Origin of the sequence: Enterobacter cloacae complex sp. P18RS (genome assembly GCF_014982105.1) — a bacterium.
GTDB lineage: Bacteria > Pseudomonadota > Gammaproteobacteria > Enterobacterales > Enterobacteriaceae > Enterobacter > Enterobacter hormaechei_C.
On record NZ_JADCKV010000022.1, the window covers coordinates 1 to 18,637 of the forward strand.

The following is an 18,637-nucleotide window of genomic DNA, read 5'->3' on the forward strand; positions in this document are numbered from 1 at the left end:
TCCCCCAACCCTCTAAATTCCCCAACAAAAAAATAACTGTCATACTTTTCTGGCACTGTTGGACATATCGTGGAAATGCTCGCCATAATAAGGACGAGACGGATTTACCACGTCCTGTGATTGAACTGGAGTGTGAGCTGTAATGGGTCAGGAAAAGTTATACATTGAGAAAGAGCTAAGCTGGTTAGCATTCAACGAACGTGTACTTCAGGAAGCGGCCGATAAAAGCAACCCGCTGATTGAACGTATGCGTTTTTTAGGCATCTATTCCAACAATCTGGATGAGTTCTACAAGGTTCGCTTCGCCGAACTGAAACGCCGAATCATCATCAGCGAAGAACAGGGCTTGAACTCCCACTCCCGGCATCTGCTTGGAAAAATCCAGTCTCGCGTCATGAAAGCCGATCAGGAATTTGATGGCCTCTATAACGAGCTGCTGCTGGAAATGGCACGCAACCAAATCTTCCTGATCAACGAACGCCAGCTCTCCGCGAATCAGCAAAACTGGCTGCGCCACTATTTCAAACATTATCTGCGCCAGCATATCACCCCGATTCTGATCAACCGTGAAACCGATCTGGTGCAGTTCCTGAAAGATGATTACACCTATCTGGCGGTAGAAATCATTCGGGGTGAGACCATTAACTACGCGCTGCTGGAAATACCGTCTGATAAAGTCCCACGCTTTGTAAACCTGCCGCCGGAAACCCCGCGCCGGCGTAAGCCGATGATCCTGCTGGATAACATCCTGCGCTACTGCCTGGACGATATCTTCAAAGGCTTCTTCGATTACGACGCGCTCAACGCCTACTCGATGAAGATGACCCGTGACGCCGAGTACGATCTGGTGCATGAGATGGAGGCCAGCATGATGGAGCTGATGTCTTCCAGCCTCAAGCAGCGCCTGACGGCGGAGCCGGTGCGGTTTGTCTATCAACGCGATATGCCGGACGCGATGGTGGAGATGCTGCGCGATAAGCTGACCATCTCCCGCTACGACTCCATTATCCCCGGTGGGCGTTACCACAACTTTAAAGATTTCATTGGCTTCCCGAACGTCGGCAAGGCCAATCTGGTGAACAAACCGCTGCCGCGCCTGCGCCATATCTGGTTCGATAAGTTCCGCAACGGGTTCGACGCCATCCGCGAACGGGATGTGCTGCTCTACTATCCGTATCACACCTTTGAACACGTGCTGGAATTGCTGCGTCAGGCCTCGTTCGATCCGAACGTGCTGGCGATCAAAATCAACATTTATCGCGTGGCGAAAGATTCCCGTATCATCGATGCGATGATCCACGCGGCGCACAACGGCAAGAAAGTGACCGTGGTGGTTGAGCTCCAGGCTCGCTTCGACGAGGAGGCCAACATCCACTGGGCGCGCCGACTGACGGAAGCGGGCGTACACGTCATCTTCTCCGCGCCAGGGCTGAAAATTCACGCCAAGCTGTTCCTGATCTCCCGTAAAGAGGGCGAGGACGTGGTGCGCTACGCCCATATCGGTACCGGGAACTTTAACGAGAAAACCGCGAGAATCTACACCGACTATTCGCTGCTGACTGCCGATGCCCGCATCACCAACGAAGTGCGTCGGGTGTTCAACTTCATTGAGAACCCGTACCGCCCGGTGAGCTTCGATTATCTGCTGGTGTCACCGCAGAACTCACGGCGCCTGCTGTACGATATGATCGATAAAGAGATTGCCAATGCGCAGAACGGCTTGTCGTCCGGCATCACGCTGAAGCTCAACAATCTGGTGGACAAAGGGCTGGTGGACCGCCTGTACGCAGCCTCCAGCTCCGGCGTTCCGGTAAATCTGCTCATTCGCGGCATGTGCTCGCTCATTCCGGAACTGGAAGGCATCAGCGACAATATCCGCGTGATCAGCATTGTGGATCGCTATCTTGAACACGATCGCGTCTATATTTTCGATAACGCCGGTGATAAGCGCGTATACCTCTCGTCCGCCGACTGGATGACGCGTAACATTGATTACCGTATTGAAGTGGCGGCACCGCTGCTGGATCCTCGCCTTAAGCAGCGTATCCTGGACATTATCGAGATCCTGTTCAGCGATACGGTGAAAGCACGTTATATCGACAAAGAACTCAGTAATCGCTACGTACCGCGCGGCAACCGCCGTAAAGTGCGCTCGCAGCTGGCGATTTACGATTACATTAAATCACTTGAGCAATCCGATTAACCTATGCCAATAAACGATAATACCCCACGCCCGCAGGAGTTCGCCGCGGTCGATCTTGGCTCAAACAGTTTCCATATGGTCATCGCCCGCGAGGTGGATGGCGCGATGCAGATCATCGGTCGTCTGAAGCAGCGTGTGCATCTGGCCGATGGACTCGACGCGCGTAACATGCTGAGCGAAGAGGCCATGGAGCGCGGGCTGAACTGTCTGTCGCTGTTCGCAGAACGTTTGCAAGGCTTTTCGCCGTCCAGCGTCTGCATCGTCGGGACGCATACGCTACGCCAGGCGCTGAACGCGCCGGAGTTTCTTAAGCGCGCGGAAAAGGTTATCCCCTACCCGATTGAGATCATCTCCGGTAACGAAGAAGCGCGCCTGATTTTTATGGGCGTGGAGCATACGCAGCCGGAAAAAGGCCGCAAGCTGGTGATTGATATCGGCGGTGGTTCCACGGAACTGGTGATTGGCGAAGACTTCGAGCCGCGTCTGGTGGAAAGCCGCCGTATGGGCTGCGTCAGCTTCGCGCAGATGTATTTCCCGGGCGGCGTCATCACCCGCGAAAACTTCCAGCGCGCGCGCATGGCCGCCGTACAAAAACTCGAAAATCTGGCCTGGCAATACCGTATTCAGGGCTGGAACGTGGCGCTGGGCGCATCGGGTTCGATTAAAGCGGCCCATGAAGTGCTGCTGGCAATGGGTGAAAAAGACGGGTTTATTACGCCTGAGCGCCTGGTGAAACTCACCGAAGAGGTGCTTAAGCATAAGAGCTTCGACGCCCTGAGTTTGCCGGGTCTGTCCGACGAACGTAAAGCCGTGTTCGTACCGGGGCTGGCGATCCTCTGCGGCGTGTTTGACGCGCTGGCGATCAAAGAGCTGCGCCTCTCTGACGGCGCCCTGCGTGAAGGCGTGCTGTATGAGATGGAAGGCCGTTTCCGTCATCAGGATATTCGCAGCCGCACCGCGCAGAGCCTGGCCAACCAGTACAACATCGACCGCGAACAGGCGAAACGGGTGCTCGAAACCACGGTTCAGATGTACGAGCAGTGGGAGGAGCAGAATCCGAAGCTGGCGCATCCGCAGCTGGCCGCGCTGTTGAAATGGGCCGCCATGTTGCACGAGGTGGGGCTGAACATTAACCACAGCGGAATGCATCGCCATTCAGCCTATATTCTGCAAAACAGCGATCTGCCTGGCTTCAACCAGGAGCAGCAAACCATGATGGCGACGCTGGTGCGCTATCACCGCAAAGCCATCAAGCTCGACGATCTGCCGCGCTTTACGTTATTTAAGAAAAAGCAGTTCCTGCCGCTCATTCAGCTGTTGCGCCTGGGCGTGTTGCTCAATAATCAGCGACAGGCAACCACCACGCCGCCGACGCTGAAGCTAAAAACGGATGACTATCACTGGACGCTGAGCTTCCCGCACGACTGGTTTAGCCAGAACGCGCTGGTGCTGCTGGATCTGGAAAAAGAGCAGCAGTACTGGGAAGCGGTTACCGGCTGGCTGTTGAAGATTGAAGAAGAGAGTTCTGAGGCGGCAGCGTAACGGCTCAGGCGCTCTCCTGAGAAGGCTGCGTGTTGAGCAACGTATCAAGCTCAGTCGGCAACCCAATCAAATAGCCCTGCACATAATCGATACCTAGCGCGTGCACCGCGCTACGTATCTCTTCCGTTTCCACATATTCCGCCACCACCAGCATTTTCTTCATCCGGGCCAGATGGCAAATGGAAGCCACAATCTGGTAATCCAGGCTGTTGCTGACAATATTGCGAATAAAACCGCCATCGATTTTGAGAATGTCTGCGTCCACGCTTTTTAACCGCGCATAGCTGGCGTAGCCCGTGCCAAAATCATCAATGGCGATCCGGATGCCCATTTTTTGTAATTTCCTGAGGGTCGACGCCGCCAGATCCGCATGACCAAAGGCGCTGCTTTCGGTCACTTCAAAGATCAGCTGCCACGCTTCAACGGCGTATTTGGCTAACAGGCGGCTCACTTCAAGCGGGAACTGCGCCCGGTAGGCGGTAGAAGGTGCGAGGTTGATCGCAAAGCGCTGGCCCGGCAAACGCTGGCGGTGCTGTGCTAGAAAACTCAACGTATGCTCCAGTACCCATAAATCAACACGCGACGATAAACCAAACTCCTGTGCAATGGGCAGGAACTGCTCGGGAAAGATCAGCGCCCCGTTATCATCACGCATTCGCAGCAGCACCTCGTGATAACAATCACCGCGCAGCCCGCGAACGGGCTGAACCAGCAGGGTAAAAGCGTCCTGCTCCAGCGCGGCCTGCAAACGACTCATCATCGCGACCTTATCTTTCAGGCTACGCTGCAAATGAACAGCCCCGCGCTGCTGAAGATTTTCCGGGTGGTTGGTAGAAAGGGAGAGATCGGCCACGATGCCCAGCTCCCCCAGCACCAGATAGAGATGATTGACGGGTGAGCGTACATAGCAATAGCTCACGCCGACCTGAGGCTGTACCGGCATACCATCCCAGATAAAAACAAACTGCTTGATATGCTCGTCCAGCGTTTCAATGCGCTGTTGATGCGACTCCGCCTCCAGACGCACCGCCATGTCATACCCGGTGAGGTGATAGACTCGCTCATTGGGCCGAAGGGTGCCGTTTATCCATTGCGCCAGCTGCTGTTTATACTGGATCCGCAGCATCACGCCGTAATTGCGTCCCAGCACCTCCAGCTCGGGCACGCGCAGTAAACAGAGCGCTGACCACGGATGACTGGCCAGCTCGCGCGACAGCGCCCGCAGGTTGGGCATATGCACCACCGGATCGAGAAAAGCCTGACTGCGGGAGCGAATATTGATGGCCCGCTGACGTGTCGCCAGCATCGACATGTACGTCACAACGAAGGAAAAGACCAGATAGCTGGATGAGGTGATCGCCAGCTGAATGCCATACCCCTCTTGCACCGGAATGTAGTGATAAAAAAAGTGAATCGACACCAGCAGGACCGGCGTCCAGATGAGTGACATCAGCTTGTAGCCAAAGCGCATCGCCCCCCAGAGCATCACGGGCATCAGCAGGGACAAGGTGTAGTTGGTACTGAAAATGGAACTGTTTGCATTCATAGGCAGCAGCAGCATGACCAGCAACCCGCCCAGGGCTATAAACCACACCACAAACTCAAAGGCCGTCACCTTTTTGTCTATTTGCGCGCGGAGCTGGGACATCAGTCCCTTGATATAGCGCGGATGACGTATCAGACGGATCAGCAGGTAGCTTAGCGGCACGCCCGTCAGCCCGCTCACCAGCAGCCCCTGATTGTTAATAAGGGTCCGAATATTGAGGGGATTCAGTCCTGCGAGGCTCTGGCGGCTCTCATAGACGCCGAGATAGACCGCAAACTGAAACAGCAGCAGAAATAGCGTTGCCGGGCAAAACACCTGCCAGAAAATACGCTGCCCCATCAGGCGTATGTCACCGTAAGCGGTCATATTGCGCCGGGGCGCAAACACGCGATAACCGCCCCAGCAGAGCACCAGAGGAACGATAAAATGCAGAATGCCGGCCATGGCTTCAAATAACCCAACGGAGGGGTAATAACGTAAAAACAGCGACACCACCACCCCGGGGAGGGCTTCCAGGCCAAAGAATAACATCAGCGTCAGCAAAAAGGAGAGCGGGAGATAATAGAGCGCAACGATACCGTCGCCCAACTGCGTTAAGGTATTAGCCACACTAAGCACCGGGAGTAACACGACGGGTAAAATAAGAGGAAGTGCCCACCAGCGGTCTTTATTTTGCTTCAGGATGTGGTGAATATTCATAGATGCTCGTTTACAACCCTTGCGCTCCAGAGGGTAAATGAAGACAGGCATCCAACCTGACGTACACGTTGCCTGGAAAATTCCTGGCAAGCACAGTGGAGGAGGGATTTTAAATATCAACGACGGGATGCGGTTGACCTAAATCAAATTAATTTATCTGAATAAACCTTTCTTACGTTTTTTTTGAATATTTTTCCTGTAATTATCAATGCGATAAATAAAAGCGTTGTTTTTAATAACATAAATTAATGTAAGCATTGACGCTATTTTACATTTCGCCGAATTGACCCTGACTTGCGGCTGTGCCTTAATAGCCGTATCGCCCAAAAGGGTATACTCAGGAAAAGAAAGTGAGTCAGGCTACGCGTATGCGAAAACGACATCGATTTAACACCCGGATGACCCGCATCATACTGCTCATCAGTTTCCTGTTTTTCTTTGGCCGCTTTGTTTATTCCTCCATTGGCGCCTGGTATCACCATCAGGACAAAATTCAGTCACAGCAATCAGGTCTTGTGGTGGATTCGCCCGAGCGCTAAAGCGTGTTTGCTCCCGGCAGACAAACTGTATCGCACTGTATCCCGAGCGCTACGCTGACAAACCGGTACAACACGCCCGCAAAAGCAAACATCCCCGATACATAAAAATGGTCTTCTGTATCCCTCGCCATAATAAACTGATGAGGAGAGACACAGATGATTCGTCGATATTTCCTGCTTCCTGTATTTGCGCTGACGTCCTTTGCTGGCGCAATGGCCGCACCGTTGCATGGCCTGAGCGCCGCTGATGTCAACGGTCCAGCCGCCGTCGCCCCGCCTGAACACCCCCAGCCGCCAGCAAAACTGATTGTCGATCCGCCGCTGGCGGGACCGCTAAGTAAAGGTGCGGTCTTTATTCAGTACCGTGTCGAAAACCTGCGCATTGAACCTGTATTTGGACCCGACGCGCTGAAAGTCACTCCGCGTATCGGCCATATTCACGTTGTGGTGGATGACGCGCCCTGGCACTGGGCTGATACCAGCGGCGAGCCGGTGATCCTGGTCGGGCTGCCCGCAGGAAAGCACAAGGTGACGATCGTCGTTGCCGACCCGACGCATAAACCCATCGACCATAAAACCGTTGAATTCACCGTGCCGCCACACGCCGCGGTTCATCACTTTTAAGGAGCCTGTTATGAAAGCATTGTCTGTATTAACAGCGATGGTGCTGGCGGTTTCCACCAGCGCGCTGGCAGAGACGAAAGCCAGCGTAGTGCTGGTGCACGGGGCGTTTGCCGACGGCAGCAGCTGGAATAAGGTGATTACCCGGCTGCAAAAACACCATACCGAGGTCATTGCGGTACAACTTCCGCTCACGTCTCTGAAAGATGATGTCGCCACCACGCAGCGTGCTATCGCCCGGGCTCATGGGGATGTGGTGCTGATCGGTCACTCCTGGGGCGGGACGGTAATCAGCGAGGCGGGAAACAATGCCCGCGTGAAGTCACTGGTTTACGTTGCCGCTTTTGCGCCGGATTCCGGCCAGTCGACGGCAGCTCTGGCAAATAGCTTCCCTGCTCCGCCAGGGAGCGCCAGCCTCGCTAAAACCACAGAGGGGTATTTATATCTGCCGATAAAAGCGGTCAGCGAGAATTTCGCCCCTGACGTGAAGGACGTTGAGCGCAGCGTGATTGCCGCGACGCAGAGCCCCATTAAGGCCGATGCGTTTGGGGAGAAAATCGCGCATGCCGCCTGGCATGACAAACCGAGCTGGTATGTGGTCAGCAAAAATGACCGGATGATCAATCCTGAGCTAGAGCGCGCAATGGCGAAGAAAATCAACGCCAACACCACGGAGGTAGCGGCAAGCCATGTATCGATGGTCAGCCAGCCGGACGTCATTACCCGTACGATTGAACAGGCGTTATCGGGTCAACAGTGATAAAAAAGCCCGCATGATGAACGGTCCGACTTCGGGCCACGCCATCCTGCGGGCTTTATGCACTTCCGGCTCCTGCAACGGGGTTATGTGCGGTTTTGTCACAAACGCACCTTCCCCCTCGCTGAACCATCAGAAGCTGTACGTCACCTTCAAACTTCCCACAGGAGACGTTTTTCGCTGAACAATGGGGCTATCGCCAGCCTCTCCCGTCAGCTGCGTAACGCCAGCTGCGGCAAGCAGGCTCCAGCGGGAGGTAAGCTTATGGGTCCAGTCCAGGTTCAGCGAATACGCATATATTCCCGATCCGGCATCGTGTCGGGCAAAACCCGATGCGGCCGACTGGGCGGCATTCACCCCGTAGTAGGTTTGCACATACTTACTGGATCCCCAGCTACCGGTCAGCGCCAGCGTTAACGCATTTTTCGGAGATGTATAGAGCGGGCTGGCAATGCCGAAATGCACAGCTTCACCATTGTCTCTCTCAGAAACCGGGACCTCTGCCTGCAACTGCACGGTCAGCCAGTCAGTCACCCTGTATCCCAGCCCTGGCACAACGATAGCTGAGCCTTTAATGTCACCCATTCCTCGCAGGTCGTCGCTGCCGGAGGCGATCGAATCGCTGCTTACGTCGCGATCCTTACGTCCAGCGCGATAGCTCAGCGCTGCGTTGTAGTCCAGGTTACCAAAGCTGTTGCCGTAGCCGATCCCCCGCGTGGTGCTGACAAAAAAACCATTGGCCATCGCGTAATCAACCACCTGAGCCGCAGAGACCCGGCTCTTGTCCGAACCGGAATAGCGTGGCGCAACATCCACGCCGCCTCCCAGGGTTAACACGTTGCCCTGAGGCTGATCTGCCGCCAGGGTCGGGGTAGCCAGTAACGCCAGGACGGCCCCCGGCAAGATGCTTTTCATGCTGCGACGGATGCGTGAACGGGGGAAACTATTACGCAGTGTGATGTTTCTCATTAAAGAAGCCCTTTGGATTCAGATGATTGCGATACAAGCGGTGTTAAACGCCAGAGCGCTCATTCTGAATACTCACCCTAAGGTTCTTATGAGCCGTAAATGAAGAAATGCTGAAGCACGTGAAGGTTCTGTAAACCCTGAAGAATTCCTGTTACCGTTTTTTCTTCAGTTGTTCTTCATGCACTGTTGATACAGTTACCAATGTGAAAATTCTACTAATTGAAGACGACCTGGATCTCGGCAATGGCGTGCGTATCGCCCTTGCAGATCAAGGATTTGATGTCATATGGGTACGCCGCAAAGAGGATGCGCTGCATCAGCTTGGGATCTGCGTGCCGGAACTTATTTTGCTCGACCTGGGGCTGCCCGATGGCGATGGCATGAGCCTGATGACGCGCCTGCGTCAACAGCTTAAGGGCGTCCCTGTCATCATCCTGACGGCGCGAGGCACGCTACAGGACCGCCTGTGCGGGCTGGATGCAGGTGCAGACGATTATCTGGTCAAACCTTTTGTTCTCGCCGAACTGCTGGCGCGCGTGAGAGCCCTTGCGCGGCGCAGTTACGGTTTTGAAAATGAGGCAATAGAAATTCGCGGTTTGTCGCTTCATATTCCGACGCGTCGCGTAACGGTGAGCGCACGCCACGTTGAGCTGACGGCAAGCGAATATGCGCTGCTTGAAACGTTAATGCTGCGCGCCGATCGCGTGCTTACGCGACGGTATCTGGAAGAAAGGATATTTGGCACGAAAGAAAACCTCAGCAACGCGCTTGACGTGCATATGGGTAACCTGCGGCGAAAAATTGGCGATGGCTTTGTGCGAACGGTAAGAGGCGTTGGGTATGTCATCGATACCGTACCCGTTCAGAAGGCAGCAGGTTGATGCGTAATTTTTGGCACCACCTCCGGCTTCCCACGCTGGTCAGGCGAATGCTGGTCGCCCAGATGCTGCTGCTTACGTTGCTCTGGTGTCTCTTTTTAACCTTCATTTTGCTGGAAGACCTGCGTAGCCCTCCCATACTGACGGGCAGTGAGACTTATGAAACCCTGTTTTCCCTGGTAGAGAGCATGGACGATCGTCCGCAGGCGCGTGATGCTGTGCTGGCAGCGTTCAGCAAGGCGCTGCGGGAGGGCTATGGCGGCGGCGAAGATCCGGAGCTGTCCATCAACCTCATTGTTCGCAAGAATAACGAGATTATTTTTTCTTCGGATGGTGCGCCAACGGGGGTAAAAAATAGCCGTCTGGGGGTCATGCAGCATGTCCAGAGTGAGGACCATACATGGACGAGCCGTACCCTCAAATCCGCGCACTCCGACGTGGAAGTCACCCTTTTTACCCCTGCCGGTAGCTGGAATTTCTTTATCTATCTGAACTCGCGCGGCTACTACGTCATGCCGCTGATGATATGCATCCCTTTTCTTCTGTTCCCCGCGTGGCTGTCCATCCGCATCGCGATGCGCCCCTGGAACAAGGTGGTGAATGAAATTTCATTGCGCACGCCGGACGATCTCTCGCCTTTAAAAGCCGTCCCCAGACACAGGGAGCTTCGCCAGACAGTCGACGCGATTAATGACTTTCTGGCCAGGGTGCGGGAAAGCGCCGAAAGGGAAAGAATGTTTATTGCCGATGCCGCACACGAACTGCGTACGCCTCTGGCCGCGATGCGGATCAACGTCGAGGCGTTGCAGTCCTGGGTCATCAGCGAAAGCCAGCAGGAGCTGCTTGCGGGCATTGTTCGCAGCAATAGCCGTGCTGCGCGTCTCGTCAATCAGCTTCTGCTGATGATGCACAGCGAAGCGCACATCAGCACGGTGATGTCGCCTGTGCCGCTGACGACGCTTATTCAGGAGCGAATGGCTGCCCTGGAACCGCTGGCGTCCGGGCGCAGAATTGAGTTTGAATTCATCGCCGATGATGAAATCCATATCACAGGCATTCGGGAACGTCTGGTATCGCTGATCGACAATTTAATTGAGAATGCCGTGAAGTACAGCCCTGAGGGTGGACGCATTGAGGTACAACTGCAATCGCGTGATAAGTCCGCTCAGCTGCGCGTCTCAGACGCGGGTCCCGGCATTCCGGTTGAATTGCGGGAGCGTGTGTTCGACAGGTTCTTCCGCGATCCTAATCAGACCCAAAGCGGGAGTGGACTGGGGCTTGCTATCGTTAAAGCCGTTACGCAGCAACACAACGGCAGGGTCAATCTGAGTAAGTCAGCCGAAGGCGGTCTTATGGTGACCGTTGATTTCCCGAATCCGGCGTTCGCATGAACGTAAACGCGGCGCTACACGTCCTGACATGTGTCAGCGCAGCGTTACTTCACGTATGCCGCAGATTGCTTCAATAAAATTACCGTATTTGTTATATTGTTACTTACTGATTATTCACCTCTGCGGTGCCAAAAAGAACAAGATTCACCGCAACCCAGGACAGAAAAATGTTAGATTACCGCTTCCCGACAGCTTTGCAGATGGTTCTCAGCGTAGCGATGGCGGAGCAATCGGGTGAACGTTCGACGAGTGCAATCCTGGCTTACGGCCTGGAAGCGAATCCGAGCTTTATCCGCAAATTAATGGTTCCTCTCGCCCGCGACGGCATTATCGTCTCCACGCTTGGCCGCAACGGCTCTATTCACCTTGGCCGCCCGGCGGAAGAGATTACCCTGCGTGATATCTACCTCTCCGTCACTGAAGATAAAAAGCTGTGGGCGTCCCGTCCTGACGTCCCGGCCCGCTGCGTGGTCAGCGCCAACGCCTGCTGGTACTTCAAATCAATCGCTGATGAAGCGGAGCAGGCTTCGTTAGCGGTTTTAGCGCGCCATACCGTCGCCAGCGCGCTGGAAGAGGTGAAAAAAGCCGATACCAGCGGGTGCGATCCGGTGCCGGAACTCTGCACACAGCATAAAAAAGCGCCCTAATCCTGACAGACTGCGAAAAAAAAGCCGCCTTCATTGTGAAGGCGGCTTTTTGCTATCTGCTACGTCCTACGCAGGCAACACCTCTCTTTCCGCTTTACCGCGCGTCACGAACTTACGCAGCGTCACGTAAAAGACCGGCGTCAGGAACAGACCAAACAGCGTCACACCCAGCATCCCGGCGAACACGGTGATCCCGGTGACGCCGCGCACTTCTGCCCCTGCCCCGTGACCAAGGATCAGTGGAATGGTCCCGGCAATAAAGGCGATAGAGGTCATTACAATCGGGCGTAGACGCAGGCGGCACGCTTCCAGCGCGGCCTCCATAATGCCTTTGCCCTGAATTTCCAGCTCGCGGGCAAACTCCACGATAAGAATCGCGTTTTTACAGGCCAGCCCCATCAGTACCACCAGCCCTACCTGCACGAAGACGTTGTTATCGCCCCCGGTCAGCCAGACGCCGAACAGCGCGGAGAGCATCGTCATCGGCACGATGAGGATCACCGCCAGGGGCAGCGTCCAGCTTTCATACAGCGCCGCCAGCACCAGGAACGCCAGCAGCACCGCGACCGGGAAGACGATCAGCGCCGTGTTGCCCTGGGTGGCCTGCTGGAAGCTCAGGTCCGTCCATTCAATATTCATCCCGTTCGGCAGGATCTGCTTAGACATACCGTCCAGTTGCGTCATCGCCTGCGCGGAAGAGAGCACGCGCGGGTCAGCATCGCCAATCAGATCCGCCGCCGGGTAGCCGTTGTAGCGGATCACCGGGTCCGGACCGTAGGTGGTCGTGATTTTCACCATACTGCCAATCGGCACCATTTCACCCTGACTATTACGGGTGCGTAAATTCGCGATATCTTCCACGCTGTCGCGGAACTGCCCGTCGGCCTGTGCCATTACGCGCCAGGTGCGACCGAACTGGTTGAAGTCATTCACATAAGACGAGCCCAGATAGGTTTGCAGCGTCCCGAAGAGATCGGTGAGCGACACGCCCTGCGCTTTCGCCTTATCACGGTCAACCTGTACATCCAGCTGCGGAACGTTTGCCTGGTAGGTTGAGATAGGGAAATGCATCCCCGGCGTCTGCATAATCGCCCCGGACATGGTGTTCACCGCGTTTTGCAGCGCGCCATAGCCCAGACCAGCACGATCCTGAATGTACAGCGAATAGCCCGATCCCTGGCCCAGACCTAAAATCGGCGGCGGCAGAATCGAGAAGCCAAAGCCCTGCTGGATTTGCGCGATTTTCGCGTTGATCTCCGCGTTTATTTCCGCCGCAGTATGTTTACGCTGGTCGAAAGGCTTCAGGCCAAAGAAGACCGTCCCGGTGTTCGGCGTATTGGTGAACTGGAGCGCATTCAGGCCAGGAAACGCGACCGCATAATCCACGCCTTCGGTATTCATCCCGATTTCGCTCATTTTGCGGATCACCGCATCGGTGCGCGCCAGCGACGAGCCTTCCGGCATTTTCACGCCGCCGATCAGGTACAGCTTATCCTGCGTCGGAATAAACCCGCCGGGAACGGCTTTAAACATCACGCCCGCAGCGCAAAGCAGCAGCAAATAAACCACGAACACTGCCCCGCGTCGGCCGAGCGTTTTGCCCACCAGCCCCTGATAGCCAGTCGAGCTGCGGTGGAAAAAGCGGTTAAACGGACGGAAAATCCAGCCGAACAGACGATCGATAAGCCGGGTCGGGAAATCTTTCGGGGCGCCATGCGGCTTCAACAGCAGCGCGGCCAGCGCTGGCGAGAGCGTCAGCGAGTTGATCGCGGAGATCACCGTGGAAATGGCTATCGTTACCGCAAACTGCTTGTAGAACTGACCGGTCACGCCGGAGAGGAACGCCATCGGAACGAATACCGCACACAGCACCAGCGCAATGGCAATAATCGGTCCGGACACTTCACGCATCGCCTGATGCGCTGCCGCAAGTGGGGCGAGCCCCTCTTCGATATTTCGTTCGACGTTTTCCACCACCACGATGGCATCGTCCACCACGATACCAATCGCCAGCACCAGCCCGAACAGGCTCAGGGTATTCAGCGAAAAGCCCAGCAGGTAGAGAATACTGAACGTGCCCACTACCGATACCGGCACCGCAATCAGCGGGATTATCGACGCGCGCCAGGTTTGCAGGAACAGGATCACCACCAGCACGACCAGCACCACCGCTTCCAGCAGCGTTTGCACCACAGCGCGGATCGAGTCGCGTACAAACACCGTCGGGTCGTAAGGCGCCGCCCATTTCATATCGTCCGGGAATCGTGTGGACAGTTCGTCCATTTTGGCGCGTACCGCGTTAGACAGATCGATGGCGTTTGCCCCCGGCGACTGGAAGATACCAATCCCGACCGCGTCTTTATTGTTCAACTGGGAGCGCAGCGCGTAGCTGCCGGACCCCATCTCGACACGCGCCACGTCGCGCAGTCGGACGACCGTACCATCCTGCGTGGTTTTCAGGACAATGTTGCCGAACTCGTCTTCGGTATGCAGGCGGCCCTGGGCGTTAATGGAGATCAGGAAATCGCTCTCTTTCGGCAGCGGCTCGGCGCCAAGCTGCCCGGCGGACACCTGCACGTTCTGCTCCTGCATCGCCGTGACCACGTCCGAAGCGGTCAGCCCGCGGGCCGCGACCTTGTTCGGGTCCAGCCAGACGCGCATCGCGTATTCACCCGAGCCGAAAATCTGAATCTGCCCCACGCCGGGCAGACGCGCCAGCTCGTCCTTCACCTTCAGCGTGGCGTAGTTACGCATATACAGTGAATCGTACTTACCGCCAGGCGAAAACAGATGCACCACCAGCGTCAGCGTTGGCGACTGTTTCTGAGTCGTGATGCCCAGACGCCGCACGTCTTCCGGCAGACGCGCTTCGGCCTGCGCGACGCGGTTTTGCACCTGAACCTGCGCCTGATCCGGGTCGGTGCCCGGACGGAAGGTGACGGTAGTCACCAGCACGCCGTCGGAGCCCGCGACGGATTTCATGTACATCATGTTCTCAACGCCGTTGATCGCCTCTTCCAGCGGCGTCGCCACGGTCTCGGCAATCACTTTCGGGTTGGCGCCCGGGTACTCGGCGCGCACCTGCACGCTTGGCGGCACGACGTCAGGGTATTCGCTCACCGGCAGCAGCGGGATGGCGATTAATCCTGTGATAAAAATCAGAATCGACAGTACGGCGGCAAAAATCGGCCTGTCGATGAAAAAACGGGAAAAGTCCATGGATTGGATTCTCAGGTAAGGGATCAGTTGAGGGCGGCGCTGGCGGTCATGGCAACGGTTTTCGCGTTAACCGGCATACCCGGCATAAACACTTTTTGTAAACCATCGACGATGACTTTATCCCCGGGATTCAGCCCCTGCTGTACGATACGTAAACCGTCGGCCAGACGCCCGGGCGTAATGTCGCGGCGCTGCGCTTTCCCGTCTTTATCCACGATATAGACATATTTACGATCCTGATCGGTCAGCACCGCCTTATCGTCAACAAGCGTGGCTTTAAATTCCGCACTGCCCGGCAGACGCACGCGGGCAAAGAGTCCAGGCGTGAACTGACGCTGTGAGTTATCCAGCAGCGCGCGCATGCGGATCGTTCCGGTACCCGGTGTGAGCTGGTTATCCAGGAAATCCACTTTGCCCTGATGGGGATAGCCCTCCTCGCCCGTCAGGCCAATCTCCACCGGCAGCGCCGCATGATCGCCGGACACCCGCTGCCCGCTGCGGGCCAGGTTCTGATAGTGAAGGTAGGTTGACTCGTCCACGTCGAAGTAGACATAAACCGTTTTCTGCGAGACCAGGGTGGTGAGCACGCTGGCGCTGTCGCCCGCCGTCACCAGGTTACCGCTGGTGATCAGCGCCCGGCTGGCGCGACCGTCGATAGGCGCGGTCACTTTGGTGAAGTCGAGGTTAAGTTGCGCAGCGTCTACCGCCGCCTGCGCGGCGCGAATATCGGCCTGCGCCTGGGTAGCGGCGGAACGGCGCTGCTCCCACTCTTCGCGGGACACCACGTTGGTATTGACTAATTTATCGGTACGGTTAGCCTCGCTTCGCGCCAGACTGGCCTGCGTTTTGGCTCTCGCCAGGTTCGCCTGCGCCTGTTCCAGCGCGGCGCGATAGGTTCGGTCATCAATCGTGAACAGCACCTCGCCTTTTTTCACCTCCTGGCCGTCGGTGTAATTCACTTTCTCAATGTAGCCGGAGACGCGCGGACGCAGCTGAACGCTTTCCACCGCTTCAATGCGACCGTTAAAGCTGTCCCACTGGCTAATGGATTTCACCACCACGTCAGCAGCGCTGACAACGGGCGCTTGCGGCGCGGCATTTTGCGCGACGCTGTCATCGCACCCGACGAGAAGCGCGGAGAGTAAAACCACCCCCATCGCGCTCAGATGAAAGTTACCCCAGGTTTTTTGCAGGCTCATTATTTTTATTCCGGTTATTGTAGCCGCCGGGCAAGACGCAGCGGGAGGCGCCGCGCCACTTCCTTTGTCCGGTAGCTGGCTGAAGGCCATTTGTGTCGTTCATCGCCACAAAACTGTAACAGTTGCGAATACACTATCGCGGCGATTGTAGGAAGGCGCTTAATTAAGTGCAAGAATAATTGTTGCACTTTATGTGCTATTTGCGGCGAAGATAAATCACGCGTTTTGAGAAGGGATTTAAATGCAACAATAAAACTTGCAATTAATGTAAAAACGGGTCACCTTTAAGTGCAACAAACAAAGATGCTTTTTAATGCGTGGCGTAGGGGGAAGCAAAATGAACACGGGTGCATTCATTCACGATTTACTCGACTGGATCGACAACAACCTCGATAGCCGTCTGGACATTGAAACCGTCTCCAGGCGAGCCGGCTATTCGAAATGGCACCTCCAGCGGCTTTTCAAAGAACATACCGGCTCCCCTCTCGCCGAATATATTCGCGCGCAAAAGCTGCAAAAATCGGTTGAGCGCCTGGCCCACAGCGATGAACCGATTCTGAACGTGGCGATCGCGCTGGGCTTTGACTCTCAGCAGTCCTTCAACCGCAGCTTTAAGCGTCAGTATGGTCAGGCACCCGGCGCATGGCGACGCAGTATCGGCTGCCGTGAATCGCGGCAGATGAGCCAGTAGTTCACCGCCGGGCCGGATATCGGCCAAAAAGAAAAACCCTCTGTAAACAGAGGGTTTTATCAGTCTTACCTGCTTATAACTTCGCAGGAAAGGTTATGGGCTTACTCCCACTCGATCGTCGCCGGTGGCTTACCGCTGATGTCATACACCACGCGGGAAATACCGTTCACTTCGTTGATGATGCGGTTAGACACGCGGCCTAAGAAGTCATACGGCAGGTGCGCCCAGTGCGCGGTCATGAAGTCGATGGTTTCCACCGCACGCAGGGAGACAACCCAGTCGTACTTGCGGCCATCGCCCATTACGCCGACGGAGCGAACCGGCAGGAATACGGTGAACGCCTGGCTCACTTTGTTGTACAGGTCAGCTTTGTGCAGTTCTTCGATGAAGATAGCGTCCGCGCGACGCAGCAGGTCGCAGTACTCTTTCTTCACTTCGCCCAGCACGCGCACGCCCAGACCCGGACCCGGGAACGGGTGACGGTAGAGCATGTCGTACGGCAGACCCAGTTCCAGACCGATCTTACGCACTTCGTCTTTGAACAGCTCGCGCAGCGGTTCAACCAGGCCCATCTTCATCTCTTTCGGCAGGCCGCCCACGTTGTGGTGAGATTTGATGACGTGCGCTTTACCGGTTGCGGAGGCCGCAGACTCGATCACGTCCGGGTAGATGGTACCCTGCGCCAGCCACTTCACGTCTTCCAGCTTCAGCGCTTCTTCGTCGAACACTTCCACGAACACGCGACCGATGATTTTACGTTTCGCTTCCGGATCGTTCTCGCCTTTCAGCGCGTCCAGGAAGCGCTGCTCGCCTTCCACGTGAACGATGTTCAGACCGAAGTGGTCGCCAAACATGTCCATAACCTGCTGGGCTTCGTTCAGACGCAGCAGACCGTTGTCCACGAAGACGCAGGTCAGGTTTTTACCGATGGCGCGGTGCAGCAGCATCGCGGTCACGGAGGAGTCCACGCCGCCGGAGAGGCCGAGGATCACTTTGTCATCGCCAACCTGCTGGCGGATACGCTCCACGGCATCGTCGATGATTTTTGCCGGGGTCCACAGGGCTTCGCACTGGCAGATGTCACGCACGAAGCGCTCCAGCATGCGCATACCCTGACGGGTGTGGGTCACTTCCGGGTGGAACTGCACGCCGTAGAAGCGTTTTTCTTCGTTCGCCATGATCGCGAACGGGCAGCTTTCGGTGCTGGCAACGGTCACGAAGTCGGACGGGATAGCGGTGACTTTGTCGCCGTGGCTCATCCACACGTCCAGCAGCGGTTTGCCGTCTGCGGTCAGGGAGTCTTCGATACCGCGCACCAGCGCGCTGTCGGTGACGACTTCAACCTGTGCGTAGCCGAACTCACGCTCGTTAGAGCCTTCTACGTGGCCGCCCAGCTGCATCGCCATGGTCTGCATGCCGTAGCAAACGCCGAACACCGGTACGCCCGCTTCGAACACGTACTGCGGCGCACGCGGGCTGTTCTCTTCGGTGGTGCTTTCCGGGCCGCCGGACAGGATGATGCCGCTTGGATTGAACTCGCGAATCTGTGCTTCCGTGACATCCCACGCCCACAGCTCACAGTAAACGCCCAGCTCACGCACGCGGCGCGCCACCAGCTGAGTGTACTGAGAACCAAAGTCCAGGATGAGAATGCGATGTTTATGAATGTTTTCCGTCATTGACGCTAATTCCGAGGCAAGTGAAACAAAACAAAGCGCCCGGCATTGAGCCGGGCG

General features: G+C 56.1%; 14 protein-coding genes. 9 read left to right on the forward strand and 5 right to left on the reverse strand.

The window, feature by feature from the left end:
- Positions 1-142: 142 nt before the first annotated feature.
- Together ppk1 and ppx are read left to right on the forward strand one after the other, a co-directional pair.
- Positions 143-2,203, forward strand: a complete 2,061-nt coding sequence (gene ppk1 / locus INF61_RS17150; RefSeq protein ID WP_032669402.1) for a polyphosphate kinase 1 — start codon at positions 143-145, stop codon at positions 2,201-2,203.
- Between the two features lie 3 nt (positions 2,204-2,206).
- Entirely contained in the window at positions 2,207-3,745 is a 1,539-nt protein-coding gene (gene ppx / locus INF61_RS17155) for an exopolyphosphatase (RefSeq protein ID WP_003860570.1), read from the forward strand.
- A 4-nt stretch (positions 3,746-3,749) separates the two neighbouring features.
- Here ppx and INF61_RS17160 read toward each other — a convergent pair whose 3' ends face one another.
- Complete coding sequence (locus tag INF61_RS17160; protein WP_193547942.1) at positions 3,750-5,990, reverse strand: EAL domain-containing protein; 2,241 nt, start codon at positions 5,988-5,990, stop codon at positions 3,750-3,752.
- A 368-nt stretch (positions 5,991-6,358) separates the two neighbouring features.
- Here INF61_RS17160 and INF61_RS17165 point away from each other — a divergent pair, with 368 nt between their 5' ends.
- The 3 genes from INF61_RS17165 (at position 6,359) to INF61_RS17175 (ending at position 7,910) form a co-directional block, all read left to right on the forward strand.
- On the forward strand, positions 6,359-6,529 hold the full coding sequence (locus INF61_RS17165; protein WP_017383512.1) for a YfgG family protein: 171 nt from the start codon (positions 6,359-6,361) through the stop codon (positions 6,527-6,529).
- A 156-nt stretch (positions 6,530-6,685) separates the two neighbouring features.
- Positions 6,686-7,153, forward strand: coding sequence for a DUF6130 family protein (locus INF61_RS17170; protein WP_040117934.1), 468 nt, complete (start codon positions 6,686-6,688; stop codon positions 7,151-7,153).
- Positions 7,154-7,163: 10 nt separating this feature from the next.
- On the forward strand, positions 7,164-7,910 hold the full coding sequence (locus INF61_RS17175) for an alpha/beta hydrolase (protein WP_193547943.1): 747 nt from the start codon (positions 7,164-7,166) through the stop codon (positions 7,908-7,910).
- Between the two features lie 129 nt (positions 7,911-8,039).
- Here INF61_RS17175 and INF61_RS17180 read toward each other — a convergent pair whose 3' ends face one another.
- Entirely contained in the window at positions 8,040-8,876 is an 837-nt protein-coding gene (locus tag INF61_RS17180) for a MipA/OmpV family protein (protein ID WP_023304201.1), read from the reverse strand.
- Positions 8,877-9,079: 203 nt separating this feature from the next.
- On the opposite strand from INF61_RS17180, the gene INF61_RS17185 reads away from it, so the two are divergent.
- The 3 genes from INF61_RS17185 (at position 9,080) to INF61_RS17195 (ending at position 11,792) form a co-directional block, all read left to right on the forward strand.
- The gene (locus tag INF61_RS17185) at positions 9,080-9,757 is read left to right on the forward strand and encodes a response regulator (protein WP_017383516.1); all 678 of its coding nucleotides are present in this window, start codon (positions 9,080-9,082) and stop codon (positions 9,755-9,757) included.
- Positions 9,757-11,145 (forward strand): HAMP domain-containing sensor histidine kinase, encoded by a 1,389-nt coding sequence (locus INF61_RS17190; protein WP_045142500.1) that lies wholly within the window; start codon positions 9,757-9,759, stop codon positions 11,143-11,145. Before INF61_RS17185 ends, INF61_RS17190 begins: the two co-directional genes overlap by 1 nt.
- A 167-nt stretch (positions 11,146-11,312) precedes the next feature.
- Positions 11,313-11,792, forward strand: a complete 480-nt coding sequence (locus INF61_RS17195; RefSeq protein ID WP_003860591.1) for an Rrf2 family transcriptional regulator — start codon at positions 11,313-11,315, stop codon at positions 11,790-11,792.
- 66 nt (positions 11,793-11,858) lie between these two features.
- On the opposite strand, the gene oqxB is transcribed toward INF61_RS17195, so the two are convergent.
- Together oqxB and INF61_RS17205 are read right to left on the reverse strand one after the other, a co-directional pair.
- Positions 11,859-15,011 carry a multidrug efflux RND transporter permease subunit OqxB gene (gene oqxB, locus INF61_RS17200; RefSeq protein ID WP_017692935.1) on the reverse strand — a complete coding sequence of 1,051 codons (3,153 nt, stop codon included), beginning with the start codon at positions 15,009-15,011 and terminating at the stop codon, positions 11,859-11,861.
- Between the two features lie 23 nt (positions 15,012-15,034).
- Complete coding sequence (locus tag INF61_RS17205) at positions 15,035-16,210, reverse strand: efflux RND transporter periplasmic adaptor subunit (protein WP_023295135.1); 1,176 nt, start codon at positions 16,208-16,210, stop codon at positions 15,035-15,037.
- 337 nt (positions 16,211-16,547) lie between these two features.
- Between INF61_RS17205 and INF61_RS17210 the strand changes: the two genes are divergently transcribed.
- On the forward strand, positions 16,548-16,901 hold the full coding sequence (locus INF61_RS17210) for a helix-turn-helix domain-containing protein (RefSeq protein WP_015572178.1): 354 nt from the start codon (positions 16,548-16,550) through the stop codon (positions 16,899-16,901).
- Positions 16,902-17,002: 101 nt separating this feature from the next.
- Here INF61_RS17210 and guaA read toward each other — a convergent pair whose 3' ends face one another.
- On the reverse strand, positions 17,003-18,580 hold the full coding sequence (gene guaA, locus INF61_RS17215; RefSeq protein ID WP_006811514.1) for a glutamine-hydrolyzing GMP synthase: 1,578 nt from the start codon (positions 18,578-18,580) through the stop codon (positions 17,003-17,005).
- Positions 18,581-18,637: the final 57 nt, after the last annotated feature.